The sequence below is a fragment of the Capnocytophaga granulosa ATCC 51502 genome (assembly GCF_000411115.1).
Classification (GTDB): domain Bacteria; phylum Bacteroidota; class Bacteroidia; order Flavobacteriales; family Flavobacteriaceae; genus Capnocytophaga; species Capnocytophaga granulosa.
Map to the genome: position 1 here is coordinate 56,651 of NZ_KE150260.1, position 23,173 is coordinate 79,823.

Sequence of the window (23,173 nt, forward strand, 5' to 3'; positions counted from 1 at the left end):
TCACTTACGCGACTTTGCTCCTACAGCAATACCCAAAAAAACAACTGATTATCAATGAAATAAAATTTAAATTGAGCGTTATTTACACTTCAAAAAGCAGTGTTTTAGACTTTTCGGACAGCCCCCTCTTTTAATCATTAGCGGCGTACTAATTCTATAATAATATTTGTGAAGAAGCGATTGTTTTTATTTTCAGTAGATTTAGTAAGTATATATATTTTATTGTTTATTTCTGCTTTTGAGACATAGAAATCTAAATCGACAGAACTATCGCCCGAATAATAAAATCCAATTATCTCTTTATTATTCTGACAGAACTCACCATACTTGATGTATACTTCCCCACGCTGGGTAAAGCGTTCTGTATCTTCTTTTATAAGACGACCTGTTACTCGTAAGTTACCTCCAACCTCTGTGACCCTCAGATCCCGTAATGCTATCTTTCTTTTCCCTGAGTAAGTCGTTGGTAGGCCTTGAGCAGGGCATTCTATGGTAGCGTCTTGAGCAGCAGGTACCTCTTTTATAGTATATGTAGCACGAGTTTCCTCTTCCCTCCTGCGTTCTTCCTCTCGCCTACGAGTCTCCTCTTCCCTTCTGCGTTCTTCCTCTCGCCTACGAGTCTCCTCTTCCCTTCTACGTTCTTCCTCTCGCCTACGAGTCTCTTCTTCCCTTCTACGTTCTTCCTCTCGCCTACGAGTCTCTTCTTCCCTTCTACGTTCCTCCTCTCGCCTACGAGTCTCCTCTTCCCTTCTACGTTCCTCCTCTCGCCTACGAGTCTCCTCTTCCCTTCTACGTTCTTCCTCTTGTTTACGAGTCTCCTCTTCCCTTCTACGTTCTTCCTCTCGTTTACGATCTTCGTCTTTATCTTTCGTTTCGCCTGTAAGAACTATCCGTTGCGCACGATCGGAAAAGATCAATGCCAGTATAGCTGTATGAATTCCCTTTTTATTATTAGGAGAATATATTACCTCTAGTGTTGCATAACTGTTAGGATATATTACTATATCTGTGTTTCTTTCCAATCGGAAATAGTCTTTATCTTTCCCTTCAAGATAAGGGGATATATTAACTACACTGCTTCCATTATTGGTGATCGTTAGTCTTTGCTTTTGAACTTCCCCGTTATCAGAAGTAAAAATCATGTGAGATGTATTGGTAGCTATACGTATCTCGTTAGGTGCTGGATCAGGAGGATTGGGGGCATCATCATAGGGCTTATAGTCATATAAATTTTTATTATCAACATAGTAAGCGGCGGCAATCATACTGCCTATAAGTGATTTGTGAACCTTTACATAGCCAGTCTTTTTCCAACCAATTCCTGAACCCCACGAGTTGATAAGTGTGATCGTGCCTTCTTCTTGATCAAATCCGATTACTGTCATCGCATGTGAGCCGACTATCTCACCTCCTTCTTCATAATCTTCCTTTCTATAAATATAGTCTCCCCCTTCTCTATAAAGATCAAAAAACTTTTGATTTAAGTAGGCTCCTATAATAATCGGATACCCTTGCGATAGAGCACCTGTAAAGCTATCAAAGCTTAACTGAACAGGGTCAAACGATTTTATGCGAGTATAAGCAGCCAGTTCGTCTATTTTGGGGTCTGGGATAGCACTACAAGTCGATGCGTCATAACGAAACTCAAGCTCTCTAGGAATACCCTTGTCACAAATTCGTTGTAAAGAAGCTTCTATAGAGCTTCCTGCTGTTTCACACGGCCCAATTCCTTTAAGGACATTATACAAATAAGAGGGAGAAAGGAAAAAGCTCTCATCTTTAAATGACAGATGGCGTCGCATGAAGTTGGCTTGATAGCTAATAGCTATTGAGACCGCAAAAGAAGTGCAACTACCTTGTTGTAATTGCGTATAATACAACATTTCTTTTGTATCATAAGGAAAACCTTCTAAACGCATTTTAGTCTCTTGCGCTCTATCAAACCTGATAGGTACATTACCTGCATATTTGCTGTTTTTCTTAACCGGCACCCACCCTGTCGCAAAAGAGGGAGTAGGGTTTGGCTTAACTCTCTGTTGGTCATCTGGCTTATTGCCTTTATCATTTTTATCGGCCTTATTACCGTTGTTAGTGTCCTTAGAGTCTTGTTGTTCTGTACGGCCTTTATCCGTATTGTCTTGCTCTATTTTTTGGCATCCTATAAGAATTGCCATCATCACCACTAAGGCTGTTTTTAAAATTGTTTTCATGGTTGTTGATAGTTTAATAAGATTAATAAATATTTTTGTTACACGTTTAGGATTTTTCTCTTTTTTCATAATCTAAATAATTTAGAGGTTATCAATGATAAATTTGATGAGCCATATATAGCTGCTTAATTCTTGGTTATTTTCTTTCTTTTCCCATAGGCAATTATGTTTGATTATCTACTGCAAATGTAGAACGTTTTTGTCTGGAAAATGATATGAGTTGGTATGCGTTCCCTTTCCCATAGGCTACATAGTGTTTTATTTTACAAGGCTAAATTAGATATTTTCCAGACCTTAAAGTGTATGAGTTCGTATGAGTTGAATAACAAAAAGCTGCTTGAGGTTCCCCTCAAACAGCTTATTTCTAATAACTTACAAACTAAAAACTGACTACTAACTACTGATCACTAAACCCTGATTTTATCTTTCTCAGTTCTTCTTTCGCATCGAACCTATCTTCTATAAGGTGATCTTTGATAATATTGCCGTCCTTGAGTACCACGGTGCGCTTGCTAAAGCGGGCAATGTCGTCCTCGTGGGTAACAAAGCCTATGGTGCTGCCCTTGTCATTAAGCTCTTGGAAAAGCTCCATCACCTCATAGGAGGTGCGGGTATCAAGGTTTCCCGTAGCCTCATCGGCCAAGAGGATCACAGGGTCATTCACTAGCGAACGCGCGATGGCCACACGCTGCTGTTGCCCCCCTGAGAGTTCACTGGGCATATGGTGCAGGCGCGATTCCAGCCCTACCCTTTTGAGTGCTTCTATGGCTCGCTCACGGCGTTCTTTGGCTGAAATCTTAGGATTATACATCAGCGGTAGCTCTACATTCTCTATAGCCGAGGTACGCGCCAAAAGGTTATAGGCCTGAAAGATAAAGCCTATCTTGGTATTACGAACATTGGCCAACTCGTTCTTGGACATATTCTTGACCGAGATACCGTCCAATATATAATCCCCCGAAGTAGGTCTGTCCAAGCAGCCCAATATGTTGAGCAAGGTAGACTTACCCGAACCACTTGGCCCCATGATGGTAACAAACTCTCCCTCATAGATATTCAAGTGAATCCCTTTGAGTACCTGTAGGATCTCCCCTCCCATCTTAAACTCCCTTCTTAGGTCATTTATCTCAATGATTGTCTTTGCCATGATTCCCCTATTTTGCTTTAGAGTTCTGTCTTCTATGAGGTGGCTTAGGCATAAATGGACTACTACCATCTTGTTGATTATCCGTTGCCTTAGCCGAAGGATTGAAACTATTGAGCGAAGTTATCACCTCTTCCCCTTGGCCAATGCCACTGACCACCTCTACATGGATACCATCATTACTGCCTATCACAATAGCTTTTTGTGAGAGACTACCATCGAGATTTTCTACCCATACATGTTTGTTCTTTCCCTTGCTACGCTCCATCTGTGGCATAGAGGCATTAATTCCCTTCTGCGCATAATATTCAGCTAAGAGCGTAAGGTCTGGAGAGAAATTAATTGCCTTATTATTAACTATGGTAACGCCCTTGAGTTCATTGGTATAGATGACAATAGTCGCGGTAAGACCTGGTTTTAGCTTCTCCTCAGGATTCTCTGCATCTACAATAACCGTATAGGTAACCACATTCGAAGTTGTTGTTGGTGAAAGTCTCACTTGGGAGACTACCCCTTGGAACTCTTCCAACGGATAAGCATCTACGGTAAAGATAACTCGCTGACCTACTTTCACTTGCCCTATATCTGCCTCATCTACATTGGCCTCTACCTGCATTTTCTTTATATCCTTGGCAATCTTAAATAGGGTCGGTGCACTGATGGAAGCGGCCACTGTTTGCCCTACTTCTACTTCCTTGCTGAGGATTACTCCATCGATAGGTGCATAGATATTGGCATAGCCCAGATTGGTCTTTGCCTGATTGAGCATCGTAAGGCGCTGAGTTGCTGCTGCTTTGGCATTATGAAGCTGGTAATAGGCTTGTTCGTAATCCGCCTTGCTAATGATCTGATTGTCATACATTTTTTTCTTCCTATCATAGTTCTGCTGGTAATAGGAAACCTCGTTCAGTGCTGCATTATAATTAGCCTGAGCGTTGATGACATTCTCTTGCAGATTGGTTTTGTCCAGCTCAGCGATAAGCTCTCCCTTTTTCACTTGGGAATTGTAATCCACATATATCTTACTAACCAAGCCCGATACCTGCGTACCTACTTCTATTTCATCTACTGGTTGTACGCTTCCTGTGGCGGTTACCTCTGTGGTTACATCACCTTTTTCTACTTTTTCTTTTTGCAGGACAATAATCACTGGTTTCTCCTTAAAGAAAAAATGATATACCCCATAACCTACTCCCACAAGCAATAAGGCAAATATAGTTGTTCTTAATATTTTCTTCATTCTTTTATTTTTCTATGGTAATATGGATTTTAATATTTTCTATAATAGGCACAAGCCAATGTCGCCGAATATCTGCAAGCGAGTATATGATTCGCACCAACGAGGGTTTTATCACTAAGGGCGAATTGCCATTCGCCCCTACCAGTCACTTGTCTTTGGTCACTTGTCATTGGTCACTTGTCATTAGTCACTTGTCATTAGTCACTTGTCATTAGTCACTTGTCACTAGTCACTTGTCACTAGTCACTTGTCATTAGTCACTTGTAACTAGTCATTAATCGTTATCTCTTTTCCTTGATAGAAATTCAACAATTGTTGGTAGAGCAACACCATATATTTGTTCTGCAAATAGGTCTGTTCAGCATTGAGATAGGTGTTTCTACTAACTAAGAGTTCGGTATTGGTCAGGTTGCCAAACTCATGCTTTTTCTCAGCCAACTCGTAGGCCAACTTAGCATTATCACGTGCTTTCTTAGAGGCTACTTCCTGCGCCTGACGTGTGGTGGCGTTGTGCCAAGCGGTCTCTATCTTGGTATAGAGATCCTTCTCGGCCTGCTTACGGTCAAGATCCGCTTGGGATTCAGAGAGTCGCGCCAAGGCTACATTGTTCTTGTTTTGGTAACGAGAGAAGATAGGAATATTGAGCGAGAGTCCTATGGTCTGCCCAAAGTTATTCTTCAGCTGTGTCATATATTTCTCGGTATCCCTATCCGAATACCCTGTATTGATACCTCCACTAAGGGAGAGTGATGGTAGAAAGCCAGACTTAGCAATTTGGATATCCTTCTGAGCCAACTCTTTTTGCTTTTCGTATATCTTAGTCGTTGGCAGCTGCTCCAAGGCCTGTCTATACACCTCTTCCTTATTAGCTATAGGGGCGCTAACGTCTTCCTTTTGGATAATCTCAATACCAAATTCCGTGCCAGGGGGAAGCTCCAAGAGTTGCTTGAGGGTTAGCACTTGGTTTTCGTATTGGTTCTTAGCCAACACCACATTATATTGATTATTAGCATGCTGAGTCTCTATCTCTATGAGGTCTATCTTCGCTATAGCACCATTCTCATATTTCTGTTGTGCTTGAGCGAGTTGTTCCTCTGAAGAGAGGGCTGTATTCTTGGCCACTGCGATATTCTCATATTGGTAAAGTGCTTGCAGGTAAGCCTCCAATACACTCAGGGTGATGTTATTCTGCGCCTCTTTTACATAGAGGTCGTTCTGTTCCAGAGCAAGGTTAGCACGCTCTATTTGCAAATTGAGTTTGTTCCCTTCATAGAGTGGCATAGAGGCATTGACTCCCATACTATTGGTGATGGTCGTCTGGTTCACCCTATTGTTGGTAATCTGGTTAATCACTGAACCATGATTGGCATTGGCCGAGATATTTCCGCTAACGGCAGGCAAGCGATTACTCTTGGCCTGATCTAAGTTGATAGCAGCCGTTTGTTGTCCCAGTTGCGTCTTCTTAACGGTTATATTGTTATTTACAGCATAGTTGATACAGTCAGCCAATGACCATAGTTTTTGTTGCCCCCACATAGGTATGGATAAGAGGGAAGCAAGGAGTATTCTGTATTTCATTTTCGATAATTGGTTTTAAGCCACAAAAATACTCATTTTTTTTCAATCAAAGAAATAATAATTGAGAAAATATACAGACTACTAAAAGTTAATTTCCTTTGCTTGCTAAAAATTATCTCTTAACTTTGCACAGAAATAAGATTTCGTATTCCATCCTCCCCAAAAAACAAGGAAAACTTTTCTAAAACCAAATCTATTATAATATGCAAACCTCATTAAACACTACAGAAACAGCTAACTTTTTGTCTCTCTATCAAAAAGCTGCTGCCTCTCTTTATGCTTTTAGAAAACGCATAAAGCAGAAAGCCCTTCTATTTCTTTTGGATTGGGTTGCTATCCCTCTTTTATTCGTTACTTTCTTAGGCTTTTGGGACAAGGAAGGTTCTCTTGAACTCAAGCTATTCATTTTTGGAATTGTACTACTCTGGTGGTGTGTGGTCAAATTACTCTTATGGGATAAGTGGATAGCCGCTGCCGAAAAGAACTATAAAAAATTTTATGAGAAAGACTTGCCTAATACAAAATAAATAAGTATTTTTGCGCCCGCTAAGTAACCTCTGGCGAGGGACGTGTATGTTGCTTAGGTAATACTTAATTTTTATACTTTTATGGAGTCTTTATTAAAGTACGTACAAGACAATTTCATCGCTAAGAAAGATTTCCCTGAATTCTCCACAGGGGACACTATTACAGTGTATTACGAAATCAAGGAAGGAGAAAAATCCCGTGTTCAGTTCTTCAGAGGTGTGGTAATCCAACGCCGTGGTACAGGAGCTACTGAGACTTTTACCATCCGTAAAATGTCCGGTGAGGTAGGTGTAGAGCGTATCTTCCCTATCAATATGCCTGCTATCCAAAAGATTGAAGTGAACAAATACGGTAAAGTGCGCCGTGCACGTATCTACTACTACCGTGAATTGCGTGGTAAGAAAGCTCGTATCAAAGAAATACGAAAATAATTTTTTAGCTTACACAAAGTATGAAGAAAGGTTGTCTTTGGACAGCCTTTTTTTATAAAACCTCTCCCCAAAAACACCTTATCTATGAGTAGCACTTTTATCAATGGCCTCTCGTGTATCTCCGCCCAGCCTTCTTTTTCAGGGGATTTCCCTATGCAATTCTGCGAAAACAGCAAGGAGGCTGTCCTCTTTGCTATGGAACCTCCATATAAGGACTATATTCCCCCCGCTGCCATTAGGCGTATGTCCAAAAGTGTAAAAATGGGCATGGTTGCTGCCTCTGTAGCCTTAAAGCAAGCACACCTCACCCCTCAGGCCATTTTTGTAGGCACAGGCATGGGCTGCCTACAGGACTCTGAGAAATTCCTAAAAACACTCTTAGACAATCAGGAACAACATCTCACCCCTACAGCCTTTATCCAATCCACTCACAACACAGTAGCAGGACAAATCGCAATCAACTTGCAGTGCAAGGGTATGAACCTGACATATGTCAATGGGGCTTGCTCCTTTGAGAGCGCCCTATTAGAAGCCAAGATGCACATGGAGCAAGGCCAACTTCAGCATATCTTGGTCGGAGGCATTGATGAGCATAGCCCACATACCACCTACTTATACGAATTAGCTGGGATAATCAAGGACAAGGCAATGCTCCCCTGCCCTATCATGCAACCCAACTCCAACGGGATTCGCTTAGGGGAAGGGGCTACCTTCTTTGCCCTCTCGGATACTTACTCGGAGCAGACTGTTGCAGAACTGCTCAATGTGGAGATACGTTACCACTTGACTCCCAACAAAGTAGAAGCCTTCGTCAGCGATTTCCTCTCCCAAAATGGACTTTACTTAGCAGATATTGATTTAGTGGTCTCTGGACGAGGTGAAAACCAAGAGGACAAACCGTATTTTGATGCCTTTGAAAGCCTTTTCCCTTCCACACCTATACTCATTTACAAGCACTTAATGGGGGAGTTCTTTACTGCCTCTGCCTCAGGGGTGTATGTCGCTTGTAGTGCTTGCAACTACAGCGAATTACCCGCCATCCTACAGGCTTATCCCGAAAGACGGCCACAACACCCGATCCGATATGTATTGCTATATAACCAATACTTAGGAAAAGAACACAGTTTGGTGTTATTAAGAAAAAAATAACAGGTCTCACTAACCTCTTGTATTGATTTTTTTTATACTTTTGTACTTTATTACTAAAAAATAAATTTTATGTTTCAATTACCTCAACTTCCTTACGCCTATGATGCCTTAGAGCCTTATATAGATGCGCGTACTATGGAAATTCATTACACCAAACACCACAAAGCCTATACTGATAATCTAAATAATGCTATCAAGGGCACCCCTCTTGAAGGAAAAACAATTCAGGAGATTTTGCAAACCTTAGACCCTGAGAACAAGGCCGTTCGTAATAATGGCGGGGGGTACTACAACCACAACCTGTTCTGGGAAATCCTCTCTGCTAAGAAAACTACCCCCTCTGCTGAGCTTTCCAAAGCCATAGAGGCTGCTTTTGGCTCTTTTGAGGCTTTCAAGGAGGCTTTCTCCAAGGCTGCTGCTACCCAATTTGGCTCAGGCTGGGCTTGGCTTGCGGTAGAAAAAGGAGGTAAAGTAGGCGTTTGTGCTACTGCTAACCAAGACAATCCTCTTATGTCCCACATCAAGTGCGGTACTCCTATCTTAGGATTGGACGTATGGGAACATGCCTATTACCTAAACTACCAAAACCGCCGTGCCGACTATATTGAGGCTTTCTTCAATATCATCAATTGGGATAAAGTAAGCGAGCTATATAACCAATACAAATAAATTTTCGCAAAAAAAGAAAATTGGCACGGTTATTGATTATTACTTAGTACACGAAACTCCTAAAAAAACCACCTATGAAACCCAAAAAAAACCCTAATGTTGACCTAAAGAAACGCGTAGGTTTATTTTTCTCTATCGGGCTTGCCATAGCTACTTTCGCTAGCCTCTATGCGATTAACTACAAATCTGTAGAAGAAGGCAAAAAGAAAATAGAATTTGACAAGCTGGTAGACCTTTCCGAAGATGTGCAAGATGTGGTTATGGAAGAGAATACACCTCCTCCCGCACCACCTGCCGAACCTGAAAAAGTGGAAATTCCACCCGATATCATCAAGCAAGTAGATGACAAAGAGGATGTAAAAACCGAGTTCCAGTCCAACGAAATGAAAAAAGACGAAGCTGTCGCTGCGCCTCCTAAGATTAGTACCACAGGGGTTCCTGGAGGTACAGGTACAGGAGATGACGATATTCAGGACGATGTACAATTCTTCGCTATTGAGCAAAAACCTATGTTCGAGGAATGTAAGAATGTACCTAAGGAAGAACAAGAAAGATGCTTCAAAAAGACCCTAGATGCTTTTGTAAGTAAAACCCTTGTATATCCTGAAGCGGCTATGCAAATGGGCTCTCAAGGACGTGTTGTGGTACAGTTCCGTATCAAAAAGGACGGAAATGTAGAGGTAATCAATACCCAAGGTAAAGATAAAATCTTAGAGAAAGAAGCCCGACGTGTGATTGAGAAGCTCCCAAGACTTATCCCTGGAAAACAACGTGAAAGACCCGTTGCGGTAATCTTCTCTTATCCTATCGTATTTAAGCTAAACTAAGTAATAATTTCATCAGATAAGTGAATAGTGAAGGGCTTGCCTTTCACTATTCGCTTTTGATTTTTTAAGCCATGGCAAAAAAGATAACTACTGTTTTATACATCTGTCTTACCATAGCCCTTTTGGCAGGTAGTGCATGGGGAATTCACGCTTTGAGAAAGCGAGAGGCACATGGACTATTTGTCGTAGGAAAAGCCCCCTCTTTTTGCTTTACAGACCAGCATAACCAACCTTTTTGTGATTGTGATTTTAAGGGGAAAATATGGGTAGCGGACTTCTTCTTTACCTCCTGCCCCACTATCTGTCCTGTGATGACTACTCACATGGTAGCCGTGCAGAATGCCTTCCCAGACAACGCTATCGGTATCGCTTCTTTCTCCATAGACCCTGAAACTGATACCCCCGAAGTATTACAGGCCTATGCTCAAGAGAAAGGCGTCCATTCTCCCCATTGGCACCTGCTTACAGGAAAAGAAGAGGATATCTATCGTACTGCCAATGAGGGATTCAACATCTACGCCAAAGCAGGCAATACCCCAGAAAATTTTGAACATTCTGGCCTTTTCGCCTTAGTAGATACCCAAGGAAATATCGTCTGTCGAAAAGAAAACGGCAAACCGATTTTCTTCTACGATGGTATGACTCAAGAAGGAATCGCTATGCTCATAGAAGATATACGAAAATTAATGACCAATGATGAATGATTAATGACAAATATTTACTATCTTTGCCTACTAATAGCACATTAACCCTCAATTTTTATTCGCATGGAAACTTTAGGTACTCCCATAAGAAAGCGTGAAGTATATGACTACATGTCTGAAACGACAAATGAAATACATTTGCTCCTAAAGGATATCCTGCAGCATGACAAGGCCATCACTTACGAAGATGGAGAGAAAGTATATGTACTTATCAGCCAAGCCCTTACTAAGGAAAAGAAAGTTATTTTAGACTTCCAAGGCATCACTATAGTGATTCCCGCTTTCCTGCACGCATCTGTTGGTGAGCTTTACAAGGATTTTGACGGTGATTTTCTAAACAATCATTTGATATTAAAAAACATAGAAGGTACAAACAAAGTCCTTCTTGATATGGTAATAAAATATACAAAACAATATATCGCTGATCCTGAAGCTTTTGAAAGAGCTATCAAAAGTACTTTTTAGCAATGCCAAATACTATTATCCCATACGCTCAATTTGAGTTCAAAAGTAACCAAACTTATTTCTTTGACAATAATATCTGGATTTCCTTATATTCTTTCATTAACAATAACCCTGACAAGCACAGAAAAGTAAGTAGTTTCCTATCAAAAATAGAGCATCATAATTCTCAAATAGCTTTAGTCAGTCTTATCATTAGTGAATTTACCAATACAACTATACGTCTCTGCTACAATCTGTGGAAAGAGCAAACACAGAATTATATGGCCGATTACAAAAGAGATTATAAGCAAAGTACCGATTTTCAGAATAATCTAACAGAGGTAAAATCATTGGTAAGAACTATGTACCAGTTGGATTGTACAGAAAGATACCCCGATAGTTTCAATGCAATAGCCCTTGAGCCTATTATGGAGAATTTTCATATTGATTTCAATGATGCTTATTACCTCGAACTTTGCGCCAGAAATAATTGGATTTTAGTAACTTCAGATAATGATTTTGATAGTATAGACAAAGGGATTACCATTGTCAAAATTTAAAGTAGAAAATAATATATGCCCCAGAAATCCCCCGTACAGCCCAAAAAGCACTTAGGACAACACTTCCTCACTGACCTGAATATTGCCCAACAAATAGCCCAAACCCTCTCTCTCTGTGGCCACAAGCAGGTATTGGAGATCGGCCCAGGCACAGGCGTACTTACCCAATTCCTTTTAGAGAAAGATGCAGAAGTATTTGTTATTGAGATAGATAAAGAATCGGTCGCTTACCTTCAGGCCTACTTTCCGAAACTAAAAGGACATATCCTCTGCGAAGACTTTCTAAAGTTTGACATTGTCAGTTATTTTAACAAGACACCCTTTGCTATTATAGGTAATTTCCCCTATAATATCTCTTCTCAGATTGTATTTAAGCTCTTGGAGATTCGCTTTTTTGTGCCTGAGTTTGCGGGTATGTTCCAAAAAGAAGTGGCCGAGCGTATCTGTGAGGGGCCTGGTAGCAAGTCTTACGGTATTCTCTCGGTGCTTACACAGGCTTTTTATGAAACAGAATACCTCTTCACAGTACCAGAACATGTATTTAATCCCCCTCCAAAGGTAAAAAGCGGGGTCATTCGTCTCAAGCGCAAAGAAAATTATACGCTTGCTTGCGATGAAAAGATGTTTTTCTCAGTAGTTAAGACAGCCTTTGGCCAGCGCCGCAAGACCTTACGCAACAGCCTCAAGTCCTTTCTCCTAGAGCGCGAAGCTCTCAAGGCAGAACCTCTCTTTGACAAGCGTCCTGAGATGCTCTCCGTATCTGAATTTATCACCCTCACTCAGTGGCTGAGCACACCCAATTCTTAGGAATAGATACCTCCGTTGATGTGTATGACCTCTCCTGTGATATAACTCGCTTTTTCTGAGGCTAAGAAACTTACCAAATCGGCCACTTCCTGCACCTTGCCAAAGCGTCCCATAGGAATGAGTTTGCTCAGTTCTTTCTCGTCCAGTACAGCCGTCATATCCGTCTGTATAAAACCAGGAGCTACAGCATTGACTGTAATATTACGTTTGGCCACTTCCTGTGCCAAGGCTTTGGTAGCAGCCACTAAAGCTCCCTTAGCAGCCGAATAATTCACCTGCCCTGCGGTACCTTTCACCCCCGATACGGAAGCCACATTGATAATACGTCCTGAGCGCTGGCGTAGCATTTTTTGCAAAAAGAAATGGGTTACATGATAGAAACCATCTAAGGTAGTCTTTAGCACCTTGTCCCAATCCTCATAGGGCATCCACATGAACAGTCCATCGCGAGTGATACCCGCATTATTGACAATCACCTCCACCTGTGCCTCCTTATGAGCTTCTTGCCACTGGGAAAGCACCTGCTCGGTTTGCGCTTTATCCGTTACATCAAAACAAAGCAACTCACCTGTACTTCCCAACTGTTGCACCCGCTCTAGTGTCTGCTGGGCAGCTTGCTCGTTGCTCTGATAGTTAATCAGTATATGGTAGGGACTATCTTGGGCTAATTGCTCACAAATAGCACGCCCTATCCCTCTAGAACCTCCCGTAATAATTGCACACTTCATAATGGTCAATTGTTAATTATTAATTGTCAATTGTCAATGCTCCTTTTACAACAGTGAGTCATTAACAATTGACAATTAACAATTGATAATTATATAAATTCAGGATATTTAATAGGATTAATCTCATTCATAATCGCATATACCTTCTCAAATACGTCCTCTACATTGGGTTTGGAGAAGTAATCTCCGTCGGAGGCATAAGCAGGTCGGTGCGATTTAGCGGTAAGAGTCTGTGGTTTGCTATCCAAATAGCGATAAGCATTTTGTTTTTCCACAATCTCCTGCATCAGATAAGCCGAAGCCCCTCCCTCTACATCTTCATCTACGATGAGTAGGTTGTTGGTTTTCTGAATACTCTTGACCGTATCATGATTTATGTCAAAAGGAATTAGTGATTGCGCATCTATAATCTCTATGCTAATATCTACTTTGTCTAGCTCTTTGGCGGCTTGCTCTACAATACGTAGGGTAGAGCCGTAGGAAACCACAGTTATATCGCGCCCTTCACGGATTTTCTCCACTACCCCTATAGGAGTCGTAAATTCTCCTAAGTTGCTTGGCAAAAGCTCTTTGGTACGATAGCCATTGAGACATTCCACTACAAAAGCTGGTTGGTTACCCTGTAGCAAGGTATTATAAAAGCCCGCGGCCTTAGTCATATTGCGTGGTACTAAGAAGTACACCCCACGAAGGAAGTTGAGCAATCCTGCCATAGGCGAACCTGAGTGCCAGATACCTTCCAAGCGATGGCCGCGTGTGCGTACGATCAGTGGCGCCTTCTGATAACCACAAGTGCGGTAGCTCAGCGTAGCCAAATCATCCGTAAGGGTTTGCAAGGCATAAGGGGTATAGTCCAGATACTGGATCTCCGCAATAGGTCTTAGCCCTCGCATGGCCATACCTACGCCTTGTCCTATAATAGAGGATTCACGAATACTTGTGTCATCTATACGGATTACTCCATATTTCTCTTGTAGGCCTTCCAAGCCTTGATTCACATCGCCTATCTTTCCTGTATCTTCCCCAAAGGTAAGTAGGTTAGGGTATTTGGCAAAAAGAGCATCAAAGTTATCTCTAAGCACGATGCGCCCATCTACCTCTGGAGCATCAGGGGCATATTGGGGGGCTACTTGGGGAACAAAAAGCGGATTCTTATCATCCTCACTATACAGATGTGAGCTATAGCGATCTTGTAGCTTTTCGAGCATCTCTCTAAGCCATTTTTTAAGATTTTCTGTAGCGGTATTCTCCTCGCCTGCGGCATAGCGCAAGACCTTACGTGCGGTACTAATCACATCGCGGTATAGTGGGTTTTCTATCTCGGCAAGAGCATCCTTCAAGTGGGAGATTTCCAAGCTGTTAAAGCACTCTTTCTCCATCTCATAGAGTAGGTTGATAAGATCGCGCTTGGCAGTTTTGATAGGGGCTTGATACTCATTCCATGCCTTTTCTCTGGCTTCTTTCACCTCTCTTTTAGCCTCCGCTTCTATGGCCTGCAATTCAGTTTCACTGGCCAATCCTGCCTCTATAATCCACTTGCGGAATTGTACATTACAATCATATTCCTTTTCCCATTCCAAGCGCTCCTGAGACTTATAGCGTTCATGAGAGCCTGAAGTGGAGTGCCCTTGGGGCTGGGTGAGTTCAGTTACATGGATAAGAGAGGGGACATGCTCGGTACGAGCAAGGTGTCCTGCCCTAGCGTAAGTCTCCAAAAGTGTAGGATAATCCCAACCTTTCACCGTACAGATCTCAAAGCCCTTATGATTTGCATCACGCTGGAATCCCTTGAGTGCCTCAGAGATACTTTCCTTTACCGTATGGTAAGAGGCAGGTACCGAAATACCATAGTTATCGTCCCACACACTCATTACCACAGGCACTTGCATCACACCTATCGCATTGAAGGCTTCAAAGAAAAGGCCTTCACTAGTACTGGCATTTCCTATAGTACCCCAGGCTACCTCATTCCCATTATTGGAAAAAGCTTCACTATTGGCAATGGAAAGATTTCGGTATATTTTAGAGGCTTGAGCAAGCCCCACAAGGCGTGGGATCTGCCCTGCGGTACAGGATACATCGCTGGCGGTATTATACTGATCTACCAATCGCTTCCAGTTTCCTTTTTCATCAAGGCTATGGGTAGCAAAGTGCCCGCCCATTTGTCTACCTCCGCTATGGGGTTCGTGGGTTACATCATTATCTGCATAGATGCCTGCAAAAAACTGCTTAGGCGTATATTCGCCTATAGCCATCATGAATGTCTGGTCTCGGTAATAACCACTACGGAAATCTCCTTTTCGGAAAGCATGTGCCATAGCTATCTGTGGCAATTCCTTTCCATCTCCAAAGATACCAAATTTAGCCTTTCCCGTAAGAACTTCTCTTCGTCCTGCAAGACTACACTCGCGGCTGAGAACGGCTATCATATAATCCTCCAAGACTTGTCGTCTTAAATCCTCAGAGGGCATACTTTGTAAAAAAGAGGTCGTTGTATCCATAAAAAATTAGTTTTCTTTTGAAAGTCAAAATGTTCAGTAAGCTGCTTTCTCCCCAATCACACCTTGAGGATTTCCGCTTCTTTCTTAGCCAGTACCTCATCTATTTGCTTGATATACTTGTCGGTAAGTCTCTGTACACGCTCCTCAGCATCTTTCTTTATATCATCGGATGATTCTGTTTTTTTGATTTCCTTATTGGCCTCTTGGCGGGCATTACGTACCCCTATTTTAGCATCTTCACTTTCGCCTTTGGCTTGTTTGACCAACTCTTTACGACGTTCCTCTGTCAATGGCGGTACACTGATGATAATCACTTCTCCATTGTTCATAGGATTAAAGCCCAAATTGGCCACCATAATAGCTTTTTCTATGACCGAGAGCATATTCTTCTCCCATGGCTGTATACTGATTGTACGTGAATCAGGGGTATTTACATTGGCCACCTGCGCCAAAGGGGTCTGTGAGCCATAATAATCCACAAATACGCTACCAAGCATCTGGGGAGATGCCTTGCCAGCACGGATATTGAGTAATGATTTTTCTAAGTGCGCTACAGAATCTTGCATAGCCTCTTTGGTAGTCTCTAAAATGAGATCTATTTCTTCGTTCATATCTAAGTTATTTTTTCATTTGTTTCAGTTGGCAAAGATACAAAATTAAAATCAAAATGTTGTCAGTTTTTAGTTTTTAGTTTGCCTAAAAAACTCAAAACTTAAAACTCAAAATTCAAAACTCTAAAATCACATTTGGTTTTCAGCTATTTACAAAAAAACCTCCAATTTAAAGAAAAAATATAGAAAAAGTTTGTTTATTAAAAAAATTTAATTACCTTTGACACGAAATAAATTCATTTATTGTCAAACAGAAATGGTTTACGAAAAATTAGCATGAGCAGGTGTAGGGGCTAATGGCAATTAGCCCTTAAAAGAGAGTTAATTAGGAGTGAATCCCTTGCCTTATTTATTCGTATTTTATTCGCATTCTAAATATGATTGACTATAAGAGCGAACATTCTTCTTAAACTACATATTTATGAGAAAAAAATTTATATACCCTGCGCTTTCCTTATTAGCCCTGACGGCTTGTAACAATAAGGATAGTCTCATGATAGAGAATTTCGAATCTGGCTCTTTTGAAAATTGGACGATTGAGGGCGATGCCTTTGGTGAAGCTCCTGAAAGAGAGGCGCTTCCTGGACAACAACCTGTAGTGGGCTTCGAAGGGAAATTCTTAGCCAACAGTTTCCACAATGGGGACGACTCTCGTGGAACGCTCACCAGCAAGCCTTTTCGCATAGAACGAGACTATATCAACTTCCTCATAGGAGGGGGTATGTCCCAAGACACCTATATAGAACTGCTTGTAAACGGCCAAAGTGTTCATAAGACCCATAGCACCGTGGAGAGTGAGACCTTACAGCTAATGAGCTGGGATGTAAAGGCTTACAAAGGCCAAGAAGCTACCCTACGCATCGTGGATAACCAGCGCGGCAGCTGGGGACACATCCTCATTGATGCGATCGAACAGAGTAATCAGTACAAAAGTAATATCATGGAAAACTACACCCTTACCTATGATATTTCTAAGAAATATCTACTACTTCCTATTGAGGACAGCGCCCCCGAAACCTCTGTACAACTCGTTGTAAATGGAGAAAATATAGGGGTTCCTCAGAATATTCGCCTAGCTAGAACACACATTCAGTATTGGCTTCCCCTATCAGTAGAGGCTTACAAAGGTAAAAAAATAGACCTTGTCTTCGGACAGGCTACCAAAAAGGATATAGGTATCAGCCAAATAAAACCTTCCGATACCTTTGACTATACCTATGACGAGACTTATCGCCCTGTTTTCCACTTTACCCCTCCTTATGGCTGGATGAATGACCCCAATGGTATGGTGTATCACAATGGTCAGTACCACCTCTTCTACCAACACAATCCTTATGGTGCACGCTGGGGCAATATGCACTGGGGACATGCTGTGAGCGAGGATATGGTACACTGGAAACACCTGCCTGTAGCCCTTGCCCCTGATGAGTTAGGAGCTATCTTCTCTGGTAGTGCTGTGGTGGATAAGTATAACACTGCTGGCTTTGGCGAAGGGGCTATCGTGGTTTTCTATACTTCAGCAGGTCAGCAACAAACCCAGTCCATCGCTTATAGCTTGGACAACGGGCGCACTTTCACCAAGTATGCCCACAATCCTGTGATCCCGAATCCTGGCATTGAGGATTTCCGTGACCCTAAAGTATTTTGGTATGCACCCCAGAACAAATGGATTATGTCCTTGGCTACTTCCCAGTCCATTACATTCTATACCTCCAAGAATCTCAAACAATGGGAAAAACTTAGCGAATTTGGAGAAAATATAGGAGCACATACAGGAGTTTGGGAATGCCCTGACCTCTTCCCGCTGATCTACGATGGAAAAGTCAAATGGGTGCTCTTTGTCAGCATCAACCCCGGTGGACCTAATGGAGGAAATGCTACCCAATACTTCATCGGTGATTTTGATGGCACTACCTTTACTCCCGACCCGCTCCCCTACCCACTATGGCTAGACTATGGTCGTGATAATTATGCAGGGGTTACTTGGAGCAATATCCCTGAAAGTGACGGACGTAGGCTATTCCTTGGCTGGATGAACAACTGGGATTATGGTAATGTGGTGCCTACCCGAAATTTCCGTAGCGCCATGACCCTCCCTAGAGAACTAAGATTGGCGCATAACGGCTTACATATGGTCGTGGCCAGCTTTCCTGTCAAAGAAGTAGGCGATGAAAAGGATGGCACCCCTATCATCATGGACAAGCTCACCGAAGAGACCTTCCCTATAGGAGCCGATTATTATAACAACGGCTATGTATTGAGCTTTACCATCAAGCCTAATGGCCTTTCTATATTTGATTTTGCTTTGCAAAACAGCAAAGGAGAGAAAATCATTTTTGCCTTTGATACCAATCAGAAAACTTTCGTCGTGGATAGAAGTCAAAGTGGCCTTTCTGACTTTAGCAACAACTTTGCCAAACCTCTGATCAAGGCGCCTCTGACCAAAAAGGATAGCTATACCATACATATGTGGGTAGATAAAGCCTCTACCGAGGTATTTATCAATGGCGGTGAGGTCGTACAGACCAATATTGCCTTCCCTACCGAGCCTTATAACCAATTAAAATTTGATTTAAGAGGAAATACTGCCATCAGCGTAGATAACATTACACTATACAAAGTTAAACACAACTAAATAACCTCAAGCAGGGAAGAAAGACCGCTTTTTTCTCTGCTTTTCTTTACTAATAATCACACTAATTTGATTCTATCATGAAAAATACCATTGTAGGACTGGGAGAAATTCTCTGGGACGTATTCCCTGAAAGAAAGGTATTAGGGGGAGCGCCTGCCAATTTTGCTTATCATATCTCCCAATTTGGATTCCAAGGCCATGCTGTAAGCGCCATAGGAAAGGATCTCTTAGGCAAGGAAATCTTGGCCAGCTTAGAGAAAAAACATCTCAACTACCTCATCGAACAGACTGATTTCCCTACAGGTGAAGTCAAAGTAAAATTAGATAACTGGGGGGTGCCTCAATATGAGATTTGCGAAGGAGTGGCCTGGGACAATATCCCCTTCACTCCTGCTATGGAAAACCTCGCCAAGCAGACGCATGTGGTCTGTTTCGGTTCCTTAGCACAGCGCCATGAGGTGTCTCGCAATACCATCCATGCCTTTTTGGATACTATGCCCAAGGATAGCCTAAAGATATTTGACATCAATCTAAGACTCAACTATTATACCAAGGAAATCGTTGAAAACTCCCTTAAAAAGGCTGATATTCTCAAGATTAATGACGAAGAAGTGGTAAAAATAGCCCAACTCTTTGGCTGGAATGCTCCTGAAAAAGAAGTTTGTAAACAATTATTGGAGAAGTACCACCTTGATATCCTTATTCTCACCAAGGGTACCGAAGGCAGTTGGGTCTTAACCCCCAAGGAAGAATCCTTCTTGCCTACCCCGAAGATTACCATTGCCGATACTGTAGGGGCTGGGGATTCCTTTACCGCTGCCTTTATTGCCTCTCACCTACATGGGCGCTGCTTGGTAGCCTCCCACCAGTTGGCCGTAGAGGTCTCTGCCTATGTATGCCAGCAACATGGTGCCATGCCTCGCCTTGCTGATGCTCACTTGGAATTATTTAAGTAAACACCCTATTTTTTACCGTTTTTTATTCGAATAAAGATAAGCACTACAGATAAGAGTAAAGTAAAAATAGCCGTGCCTATAATCCAATTTTGCAAGCGCAAGGAACTCTCCTCCATTTGCTGTAAAAAATAAGGCTCGCCAAAAATAATTTCTTCGGCTGAGAAGAAAAGTAACCCAAAAAGCAGGAATACCACCTGTGACCGCTTGAGTATCTCTATCACTTCTTTCTGTAACAGCATATCATAAAGAATAAATATGAGTACACAGAAGAGAACAGGAGCCGTGAAAATAGAAAAATTATAGGTAAGTATCGCAAACAGATAAGCGGCAAAAATAAGATAGTTGACTACCTTGGGAATTTTCAAGTACCAAAGAAATATCAAGAAAGCAAATATTATATAATAAAAAGGGAATAGTATAATGAGTATCTCTTGATAATTCTCTCCAAGATCTTGTTCCATATACTCCAAAAGGTTGTTGCTATATAGGAAAAGATACCAAGAAAGCATAGCCAAAAAGGCAAAAATCACTTGTATGCGGTATTTTCGCTTGAGCGTAGCATCTTCTATACGTGGGGTGGGAAGTCTCATTGTTTGCTTAAAAGGTGGTGGTAAAACTCTTCAAAAATAATCTTAAACCAAGCCGTGTATCGCTCTGGCGCCTGCAAAATATCCTCTTTGATAGCCTCTAAGGAAAGCCATTTCCAAGAGGCTACTTCTTCTGGATTTATCTGAGGCTGGGCATCGCTATAGCCTACTAATACATGGTCGTATTCATGCTCGGTAAGACCATTATCAAAAGGGGCTTTGTATATGAAAGAGAATACCTCCCGAAGGGGTACTTGCAAGCCCATTTCCTCCTGTAGGCGTCGCTCGCCCGCTTGTTGGTTTGTCTCTCCTGCTCTGGGGTGACTACAACAAGTGTTTGTCCAAAGATTGGGAGAGTGATACTTACAAGCTGCTCGCTGTTGCAAGAGCACCTCTTGCTTGGAGTTAAACACAAAAACTGAAAACGCCCGATGCAGGAGTCCCTTCTCGTGCGCTTCCATTTTTCCCATAAGCCCTATAGGCTCATCTTTTTCATTGACTAAGATAACTTGTTCTTCCATAAGTATCAATCAATGAGTGATTCAAAAGTCATGCGATCACCCTTTGTAAGACCTAACTTATCGGAGAGTCCCCCATTGACCTCCAGCACATACATAGCATCTCCTTCTGAAGGACGTGAAGTCTCTGACAAGGGAGCTGCATTCTTAGCTATACTTACGATTTCTTTTTCTTTATTCAAATAGATGATATCCAAGGGTATATAAGTATTATGCATCCAAAACGAACGCGGTTTCTCCTCATGGAAGACAAAGAGCATACCTTGGTTTTCCTTCATTGACTTGCGATACATCAGTCCCAATTCTGTTTCCTGTGCAGTACGAGCAAACTCTATTTCAAAGGTTTTGATAAGGGTGCCATCACTCTTGTAGAAAGAAAGATTCCCCTCATGCTCAAAAGGAGGTTCGTATGGCTTTATCTCCTCTGGAGTAATGATTTGTTGCGGAAGGCTATCTGAACTTCCACGGCCAAAAAAGTACGGAAGTATCATGGCTAAAGCTACCAATACAAGCCCTCCCATAAGGATATTGGTAAAATGTTTTCTAAAAAAATCCACTTATAATAATTGTTAATTGTTAGTTGTTAATTGTCAATACACCCCACACCATGTCACTAGTCACTCGTTATTAGTCACTCGTTATTAGTCACTCGTTATTAGTCACTCGTTATTAGTCACTCGTCATTTAGTCACTATTCACTAGTCACTAGTCATTAGTCATTAGTCACTATATAAGTTTTCCCACAAAGAACAGCACACTCATCAAAAAAGTAGAGAGCGCTACCACTTTCAATTGGGAATCAAAAGCCTTGGGTTCTTTTACAGCTCTTACATAGAAAAGATGAAATACCAAAGGTACAAAAGCTATGATATACAACGCCTTGTAACGAAACTCAAGAGTCAATACTGTATAAAGCATCATAAGGCACATGGCTATGATAATAAGCAAATAATGATAATATTTAGCCAAGGATAGCCCTATTTTTACAGGAATGGTATGCTTGCCCATCTGCTGGTCGTTCTCTATATCACGCATGTTGTTGAGGTTCAAAACACCCATACTAAGCATACCACAAGCCGAAGCTGGCAGCAATACAAGTGGGTCAAAATACTGCGTATAAAGCATATAAGACCCCATAACACTCACCCAACCAAAGAAGATGAATACAAATACATCGCCTAAGCCTTTATACCCGTAAGCCGACTTACCTACTGTGTAACGAATGGCCGCAAAAATAGCCGCTCCACCCAACAGGGTGAAAATAAGCGCCAACCCCCACTGCTCCCTAAAAGAGAGTACAATAAGCGAAAGGGCTGAAATGGCCGAAAGCACAGCCGTTACCACCACTACCCGCCTCATCTCTTCAAGTGACATAGCTCCTGTCTGTATAGCGCGTTTAGGTCCTATACGATGTTCGTTATCAGTCCCTTTTTGGGCATCCCCATAATCGTTAGCATAGTCAGAAAGCACTTGAAACAATACAGTTGTGAGCAAGGCTAGAGAGAAAATATCCCAACGAAAGGCACCTTGCCCATAGGCAATAGCCGAACCCAATAGGATTCCCGACATGGAAAGCGGCAGCGAGCGCAAGCGAGCTGACTGGTATAAGCTATGAAATGTAATCACAATAATGACTATTATCTTTCAGTACAGTTACAACCACCGATACCTTGGAACATATCGATACCGAGGGTAATCATGTGGGTACCTGAGTTATAGGAGCGTATAGCGTTGAGGTTTAGTCCGTAGCCGTAAGCGAAGTAGAACACGCCTTTTTTAAGTCCCAACATAGGGCCTATGCTCAAGGGCTTGAACACCTGGTCGTTGATAAGGCGTACTGTGGCTCCTGCCCAGTAATAGTCCTCGTAGTCGAACCAGCGGTACTTTACATTGACATCAGTAATGGAACGACCATCTCCCTCCAAGTATTGGATAAAAGCCGAAGGCTCTAGCTCCCAGTTGCTGCTAGGGTCTCTCTTATAACGATAACCCGCATACAAGTTGTAGTTCCTCAGATTCGTAGGCTCCTTAATATCAAACATCTCTTTGCTCTTGTTCAGGATATTGGTCGCCGAAAGACTCGCAAAGATCCCCTTGTAGCGGTAAAGCACCCCTACCTCAAAGTTATGGTTGACCATAGAACGGTTGTCCGTTACGCCCAAGTCCGCCATAGGACGACCCACATCGGTGAACTTGTCTATGTCTATACGGAACGCATTGACTATATACGAGATACCAAACGAGATAAAATGACTGTCATAACTATCCAATGTCAAGTGGTGAGAGAAGGTGAACTTTCCCCCCATCTGCTTGGTGTAACCATTGCGGTCGTTATACAAAGACAAA

At 42.0% G+C, this 23,173-nt stretch carries 23 protein-coding genes; 11 read left to right on the forward strand and 12 right to left on the reverse strand.

Features of this window, described 5'->3' with window-relative positions; all coding sequences use genetic code 11:
* Positions 1-137: 137 nt before the first annotated feature.
* From HMPREF9331_RS12295 to HMPREF9331_RS12310, 4 genes are all read right to left on the reverse strand, one after another.
* On the reverse strand, positions 138-2,210 hold the full coding sequence (locus tag HMPREF9331_RS12295; protein ID WP_234945890.1) for a C1 family peptidase: 2,073 nt from the start codon (positions 2,208-2,210) through the stop codon (positions 138-140).
* A 397-nt stretch (positions 2,211-2,607) separates the two neighbouring features.
* Positions 2,608-3,357, reverse strand: a complete 750-nt coding sequence (locus tag HMPREF9331_RS12300) for an ABC transporter ATP-binding protein (protein ID WP_016421218.1) — start codon at positions 3,355-3,357, stop codon at positions 2,608-2,610.
* A 7-nt stretch (positions 3,358-3,364) separates the two neighbouring features.
* Complete coding sequence (locus HMPREF9331_RS12305; RefSeq protein WP_016421219.1) at positions 3,365-4,594, reverse strand: efflux RND transporter periplasmic adaptor subunit; 1,230 nt, start codon at positions 4,592-4,594, stop codon at positions 3,365-3,367.
* A gap of 267 nt (positions 4,595-4,861) precedes the next feature.
* Positions 4,862-6,172, reverse strand: coding sequence for a TolC family protein (locus tag HMPREF9331_RS12310; RefSeq protein WP_016421220.1), 1,311 nt, complete (start codon positions 6,170-6,172; stop codon positions 4,862-4,864).
* A gap of 203 nt (positions 6,173-6,375) precedes the next feature.
* On the opposite strand from HMPREF9331_RS12310, the gene HMPREF9331_RS12315 reads away from it, so the two are divergent.
* The 9 genes from HMPREF9331_RS12315 (at position 6,376) to rsmA (ending at position 12,291) form a co-directional block, all read left to right on the forward strand.
* Positions 6,376-6,699: a hypothetical protein gene (locus HMPREF9331_RS12315; RefSeq protein WP_016421221.1), complete on the forward strand. Its 324-nt coding sequence runs from the start codon at positions 6,376-6,378 to the stop codon at positions 6,697-6,699.
* Between the two features lie 81 nt (positions 6,700-6,780).
* The gene (gene rplS, locus HMPREF9331_RS12320) at positions 6,781-7,131 is read left to right on the forward strand and encodes a 50S ribosomal protein L19 (RefSeq protein ID WP_009641328.1); all 351 of its coding nucleotides are present in this window, start codon (positions 6,781-6,783) and stop codon (positions 7,129-7,131) included.
* Positions 7,132-7,215: 84 nt separating this feature from the next.
* Entirely contained in the window at positions 7,216-8,280 is a 1,065-nt protein-coding gene (locus HMPREF9331_RS12325) for a beta-ketoacyl synthase N-terminal-like domain-containing protein (RefSeq protein WP_016421222.1), read from the forward strand.
* Positions 8,281-8,349: 69 nt separating this feature from the next.
* Positions 8,350-8,949 carry a superoxide dismutase gene (locus HMPREF9331_RS12330; protein WP_016421223.1) on the forward strand — a complete coding sequence of 200 codons (600 nt, stop codon included), beginning with the start codon at positions 8,350-8,352 and terminating at the stop codon, positions 8,947-8,949.
* A gap of 74 nt (positions 8,950-9,023) precedes the next feature.
* On the forward strand, positions 9,024-9,776 hold the full coding sequence (locus tag HMPREF9331_RS12335) for an energy transducer TonB (protein ID WP_016421224.1): 753 nt from the start codon (positions 9,024-9,026) through the stop codon (positions 9,774-9,776).
* A gap of 71 nt (positions 9,777-9,847) precedes the next feature.
* On the forward strand, positions 9,848-10,480 hold the full coding sequence (locus tag HMPREF9331_RS12340; RefSeq protein WP_016421225.1) for an SCO family protein: 633 nt from the start codon (positions 9,848-9,850) through the stop codon (positions 10,478-10,480).
* Positions 10,481-10,591: 111 nt separating this feature from the next.
* Complete coding sequence (locus tag HMPREF9331_RS12345) at positions 10,592-10,945, forward strand: STAS-like domain-containing protein (RefSeq protein ID WP_234945891.1); 354 nt, start codon at positions 10,592-10,594, stop codon at positions 10,943-10,945.
* Positions 10,946-10,947: 2 nt separating this feature from the next.
* Positions 10,948-11,484 carry a type II toxin-antitoxin system VapC family toxin gene (locus HMPREF9331_RS12350; protein WP_016421227.1) on the forward strand — a complete coding sequence of 179 codons (537 nt, stop codon included), beginning with the start codon at positions 10,948-10,950 and terminating at the stop codon, positions 11,482-11,484.
* Between the two features lie 15 nt (positions 11,485-11,499).
* Positions 11,500-12,291 carry a 16S rRNA (adenine(1518)-N(6)/adenine(1519)-N(6))-dimethyltransferase RsmA gene (rsmA, locus tag HMPREF9331_RS12355; protein ID WP_016421228.1) on the forward strand — a complete coding sequence of 264 codons (792 nt, stop codon included), beginning with the start codon at positions 11,500-11,502 and terminating at the stop codon, positions 12,289-12,291.
* Here the strand turns inward: rsmA and flxB are convergent.
* The 3 genes from flxB to frr form a co-directional block, all read right to left on the reverse strand.
* The gene (gene flxB, locus HMPREF9331_RS12360; protein WP_016421229.1) at positions 12,288-13,019 is read right to left on the reverse strand and encodes a flexirubin biosynthesis SDR family reductase FlxB; all 732 of its coding nucleotides are present in this window, start codon (positions 13,017-13,019) and stop codon (positions 12,288-12,290) included. The two genes, rsmA and flxB, sit on opposite strands and share 4 nt — an antisense overlap.
* 89 nt (positions 13,020-13,108) lie before the next feature.
* A complete protein-coding gene (locus HMPREF9331_RS12365; protein WP_016421230.1) occupies positions 13,109-15,520 on the reverse strand; it encodes an alpha-ketoacid dehydrogenase subunit alpha/beta in 2,412 nt (803 codons plus the stop codon).
* Positions 15,521-15,576: 56 nt separating this feature from the next.
* Positions 15,577-16,131: a ribosome recycling factor gene (gene frr / locus HMPREF9331_RS12370; protein ID WP_016421231.1), complete on the reverse strand. Its 555-nt coding sequence runs from the start codon at positions 16,129-16,131 to the stop codon at positions 15,577-15,579.
* Positions 16,132-16,552: 421 nt separating this feature from the next.
* Here frr and HMPREF9331_RS12375 point away from each other — a divergent pair, with 421 nt between their 5' ends.
* Together HMPREF9331_RS12375 and HMPREF9331_RS12380 are read left to right on the forward strand one after the other, a co-directional pair.
* Positions 16,553-18,766 (forward strand): glycoside hydrolase family 32 protein, encoded by a 2,214-nt coding sequence (locus tag HMPREF9331_RS12375; protein ID WP_016421232.1) that lies wholly within the window; start codon positions 16,553-16,555, stop codon positions 18,764-18,766.
* 77 nt (positions 18,767-18,843) lie between these two features.
* On the forward strand, positions 18,844-19,722 hold the full coding sequence (locus HMPREF9331_RS12380; protein ID WP_016421233.1) for a carbohydrate kinase family protein: 879 nt from the start codon (positions 18,844-18,846) through the stop codon (positions 19,720-19,722).
* A 5-nt stretch (positions 19,723-19,727) separates the two neighbouring features.
* Here the strand turns inward: HMPREF9331_RS12380 and HMPREF9331_RS12385 are convergent, their stop codons facing one another.
* From HMPREF9331_RS12385 to HMPREF9331_RS12405, 5 genes are all read right to left on the reverse strand, one after another.
* Positions 19,728-20,312, reverse strand: a complete 585-nt coding sequence (locus HMPREF9331_RS12385) for a hypothetical protein (protein ID WP_016421234.1) — start codon at positions 20,310-20,312, stop codon at positions 19,728-19,730.
* Positions 20,309-20,830, reverse strand: coding sequence for an isopentenyl-diphosphate Delta-isomerase (gene idi / locus HMPREF9331_RS12390; protein ID WP_016421235.1), 522 nt, complete (start codon positions 20,828-20,830; stop codon positions 20,309-20,311). The genes HMPREF9331_RS12385 and idi overlap by 4 nt, the downstream gene beginning before the upstream one ends.
* A 5-nt stretch (positions 20,831-20,835) precedes the next feature.
* Complete coding sequence (locus tag HMPREF9331_RS12395) at positions 20,836-21,384, reverse strand: DUF192 domain-containing protein (protein ID WP_009640927.1); 549 nt, start codon at positions 21,382-21,384, stop codon at positions 20,836-20,838.
* Positions 21,385-21,553: 169 nt separating this feature from the next.
* Positions 21,554-22,453: a 1,4-dihydroxy-2-naphthoate octaprenyltransferase gene (menA, locus tag HMPREF9331_RS12400; protein ID WP_016421236.1), complete on the reverse strand. Its 900-nt coding sequence runs from the start codon at positions 22,451-22,453 to the stop codon at positions 21,554-21,556.
* Positions 22,454-22,464: 11 nt separating this feature from the next.
* On the reverse strand, positions 22,465-23,173 hold a 709-nt coding region (locus HMPREF9331_RS12405), incomplete at its 5' end, for a PorP/SprF family type IX secretion system membrane protein (RefSeq protein ID WP_040357598.1).

What these genes read in the sequence shown, in the direction of transcription:
- HMPREF9331_RS12295 (WP_234945890.1), bottom strand. Translation starts at nt 2,210, where the DNA reads ATGAAAACAATTTTAAAAACAGCCTTAGTGGTGATGATGGCAATTCTT.
- HMPREF9331_RS12300 (WP_016421218.1), bottom strand. Translation starts at nt 3,357, where the DNA reads ATGGCAAAGACAATCATTGAGATAAATGACCTAAGAAGGGAGTTTAAG.
- HMPREF9331_RS12305 (WP_016421219.1), bottom strand. Translation starts at nt 4,594, where the DNA reads ATGAAGAAAATATTAAGAACAACTATATTTGCCTTATTGCTTGTGGGA.
- HMPREF9331_RS12310 (WP_016421220.1), bottom strand. Translation starts at nt 6,172, where the DNA reads ATGAAATACAGAATACTCCTTGCTTCCCTCTTATCCATACCTATGTGG.
- HMPREF9331_RS12315 (WP_016421221.1), top strand. Translation starts at nt 6,376, where the DNA reads ATGCAAACCTCATTAAACACTACAGAAACAGCTAACTTTTTGTCTCTC.
- rplS (WP_009641328.1), top strand. Translation starts at nt 6,781, where the DNA reads ATGGAGTCTTTATTAAAGTACGTACAAGACAATTTCATCGCTAAGAAA.
- HMPREF9331_RS12325 (WP_016421222.1), top strand. Translation starts at nt 7,216, where the DNA reads ATGAGTAGCACTTTTATCAATGGCCTCTCGTGTATCTCCGCCCAGCCT.
- HMPREF9331_RS12330 (WP_016421223.1), top strand. Translation starts at nt 8,350, where the DNA reads ATGTTTCAATTACCTCAACTTCCTTACGCCTATGATGCCTTAGAGCCT.
- HMPREF9331_RS12335 (WP_016421224.1), top strand. Translation starts at nt 9,024, where the DNA reads ATGAAACCCAAAAAAAACCCTAATGTTGACCTAAAGAAACGCGTAGGT.
- HMPREF9331_RS12340 (WP_016421225.1), top strand. Translation starts at nt 9,848, where the DNA reads ATGGCAAAAAAGATAACTACTGTTTTATACATCTGTCTTACCATAGCC.
- HMPREF9331_RS12345 (WP_234945891.1), top strand. Translation starts at nt 10,592, where the DNA reads ATGTCTGAAACGACAAATGAAATACATTTGCTCCTAAAGGATATCCTG.
- HMPREF9331_RS12350 (WP_016421227.1), top strand. Translation starts at nt 10,948, where the DNA reads ATGCCAAATACTATTATCCCATACGCTCAATTTGAGTTCAAAAGTAAC.
- rsmA (WP_016421228.1), top strand. Translation starts at nt 11,500, where the DNA reads ATGCCCCAGAAATCCCCCGTACAGCCCAAAAAGCACTTAGGACAACAC.
- flxB (WP_016421229.1), bottom strand. Translation starts at nt 13,019, where the DNA reads ATGAAGTGTGCAATTATTACGGGAGGTTCTAGAGGGATAGGGCGTGCT.
- HMPREF9331_RS12365 (WP_016421230.1), bottom strand. Translation starts at nt 15,520, where the DNA reads ATGGATACAACGACCTCTTTTTTACAAAGTATGCCCTCTGAGGATTTA.
- frr (WP_016421231.1), bottom strand. Translation starts at nt 16,131, where the DNA reads ATGAACGAAGAAATAGATCTCATTTTAGAGACTACCAAAGAGGCTATG.
- HMPREF9331_RS12375 (WP_016421232.1), top strand. Translation starts at nt 16,553, where the DNA reads ATGAGAAAAAAATTTATATACCCTGCGCTTTCCTTATTAGCCCTGACG.
- HMPREF9331_RS12380 (WP_016421233.1), top strand. Translation starts at nt 18,844, where the DNA reads ATGAAAAATACCATTGTAGGACTGGGAGAAATTCTCTGGGACGTATTC.
- HMPREF9331_RS12385 (WP_016421234.1), bottom strand. Translation starts at nt 20,312, where the DNA reads ATGAGACTTCCCACCCCACGTATAGAAGATGCTACGCTCAAGCGAAAA.
- idi (WP_016421235.1), bottom strand. Translation starts at nt 20,830, where the DNA reads ATGGAAGAACAAGTTATCTTAGTCAATGAAAAAGATGAGCCTATAGGG.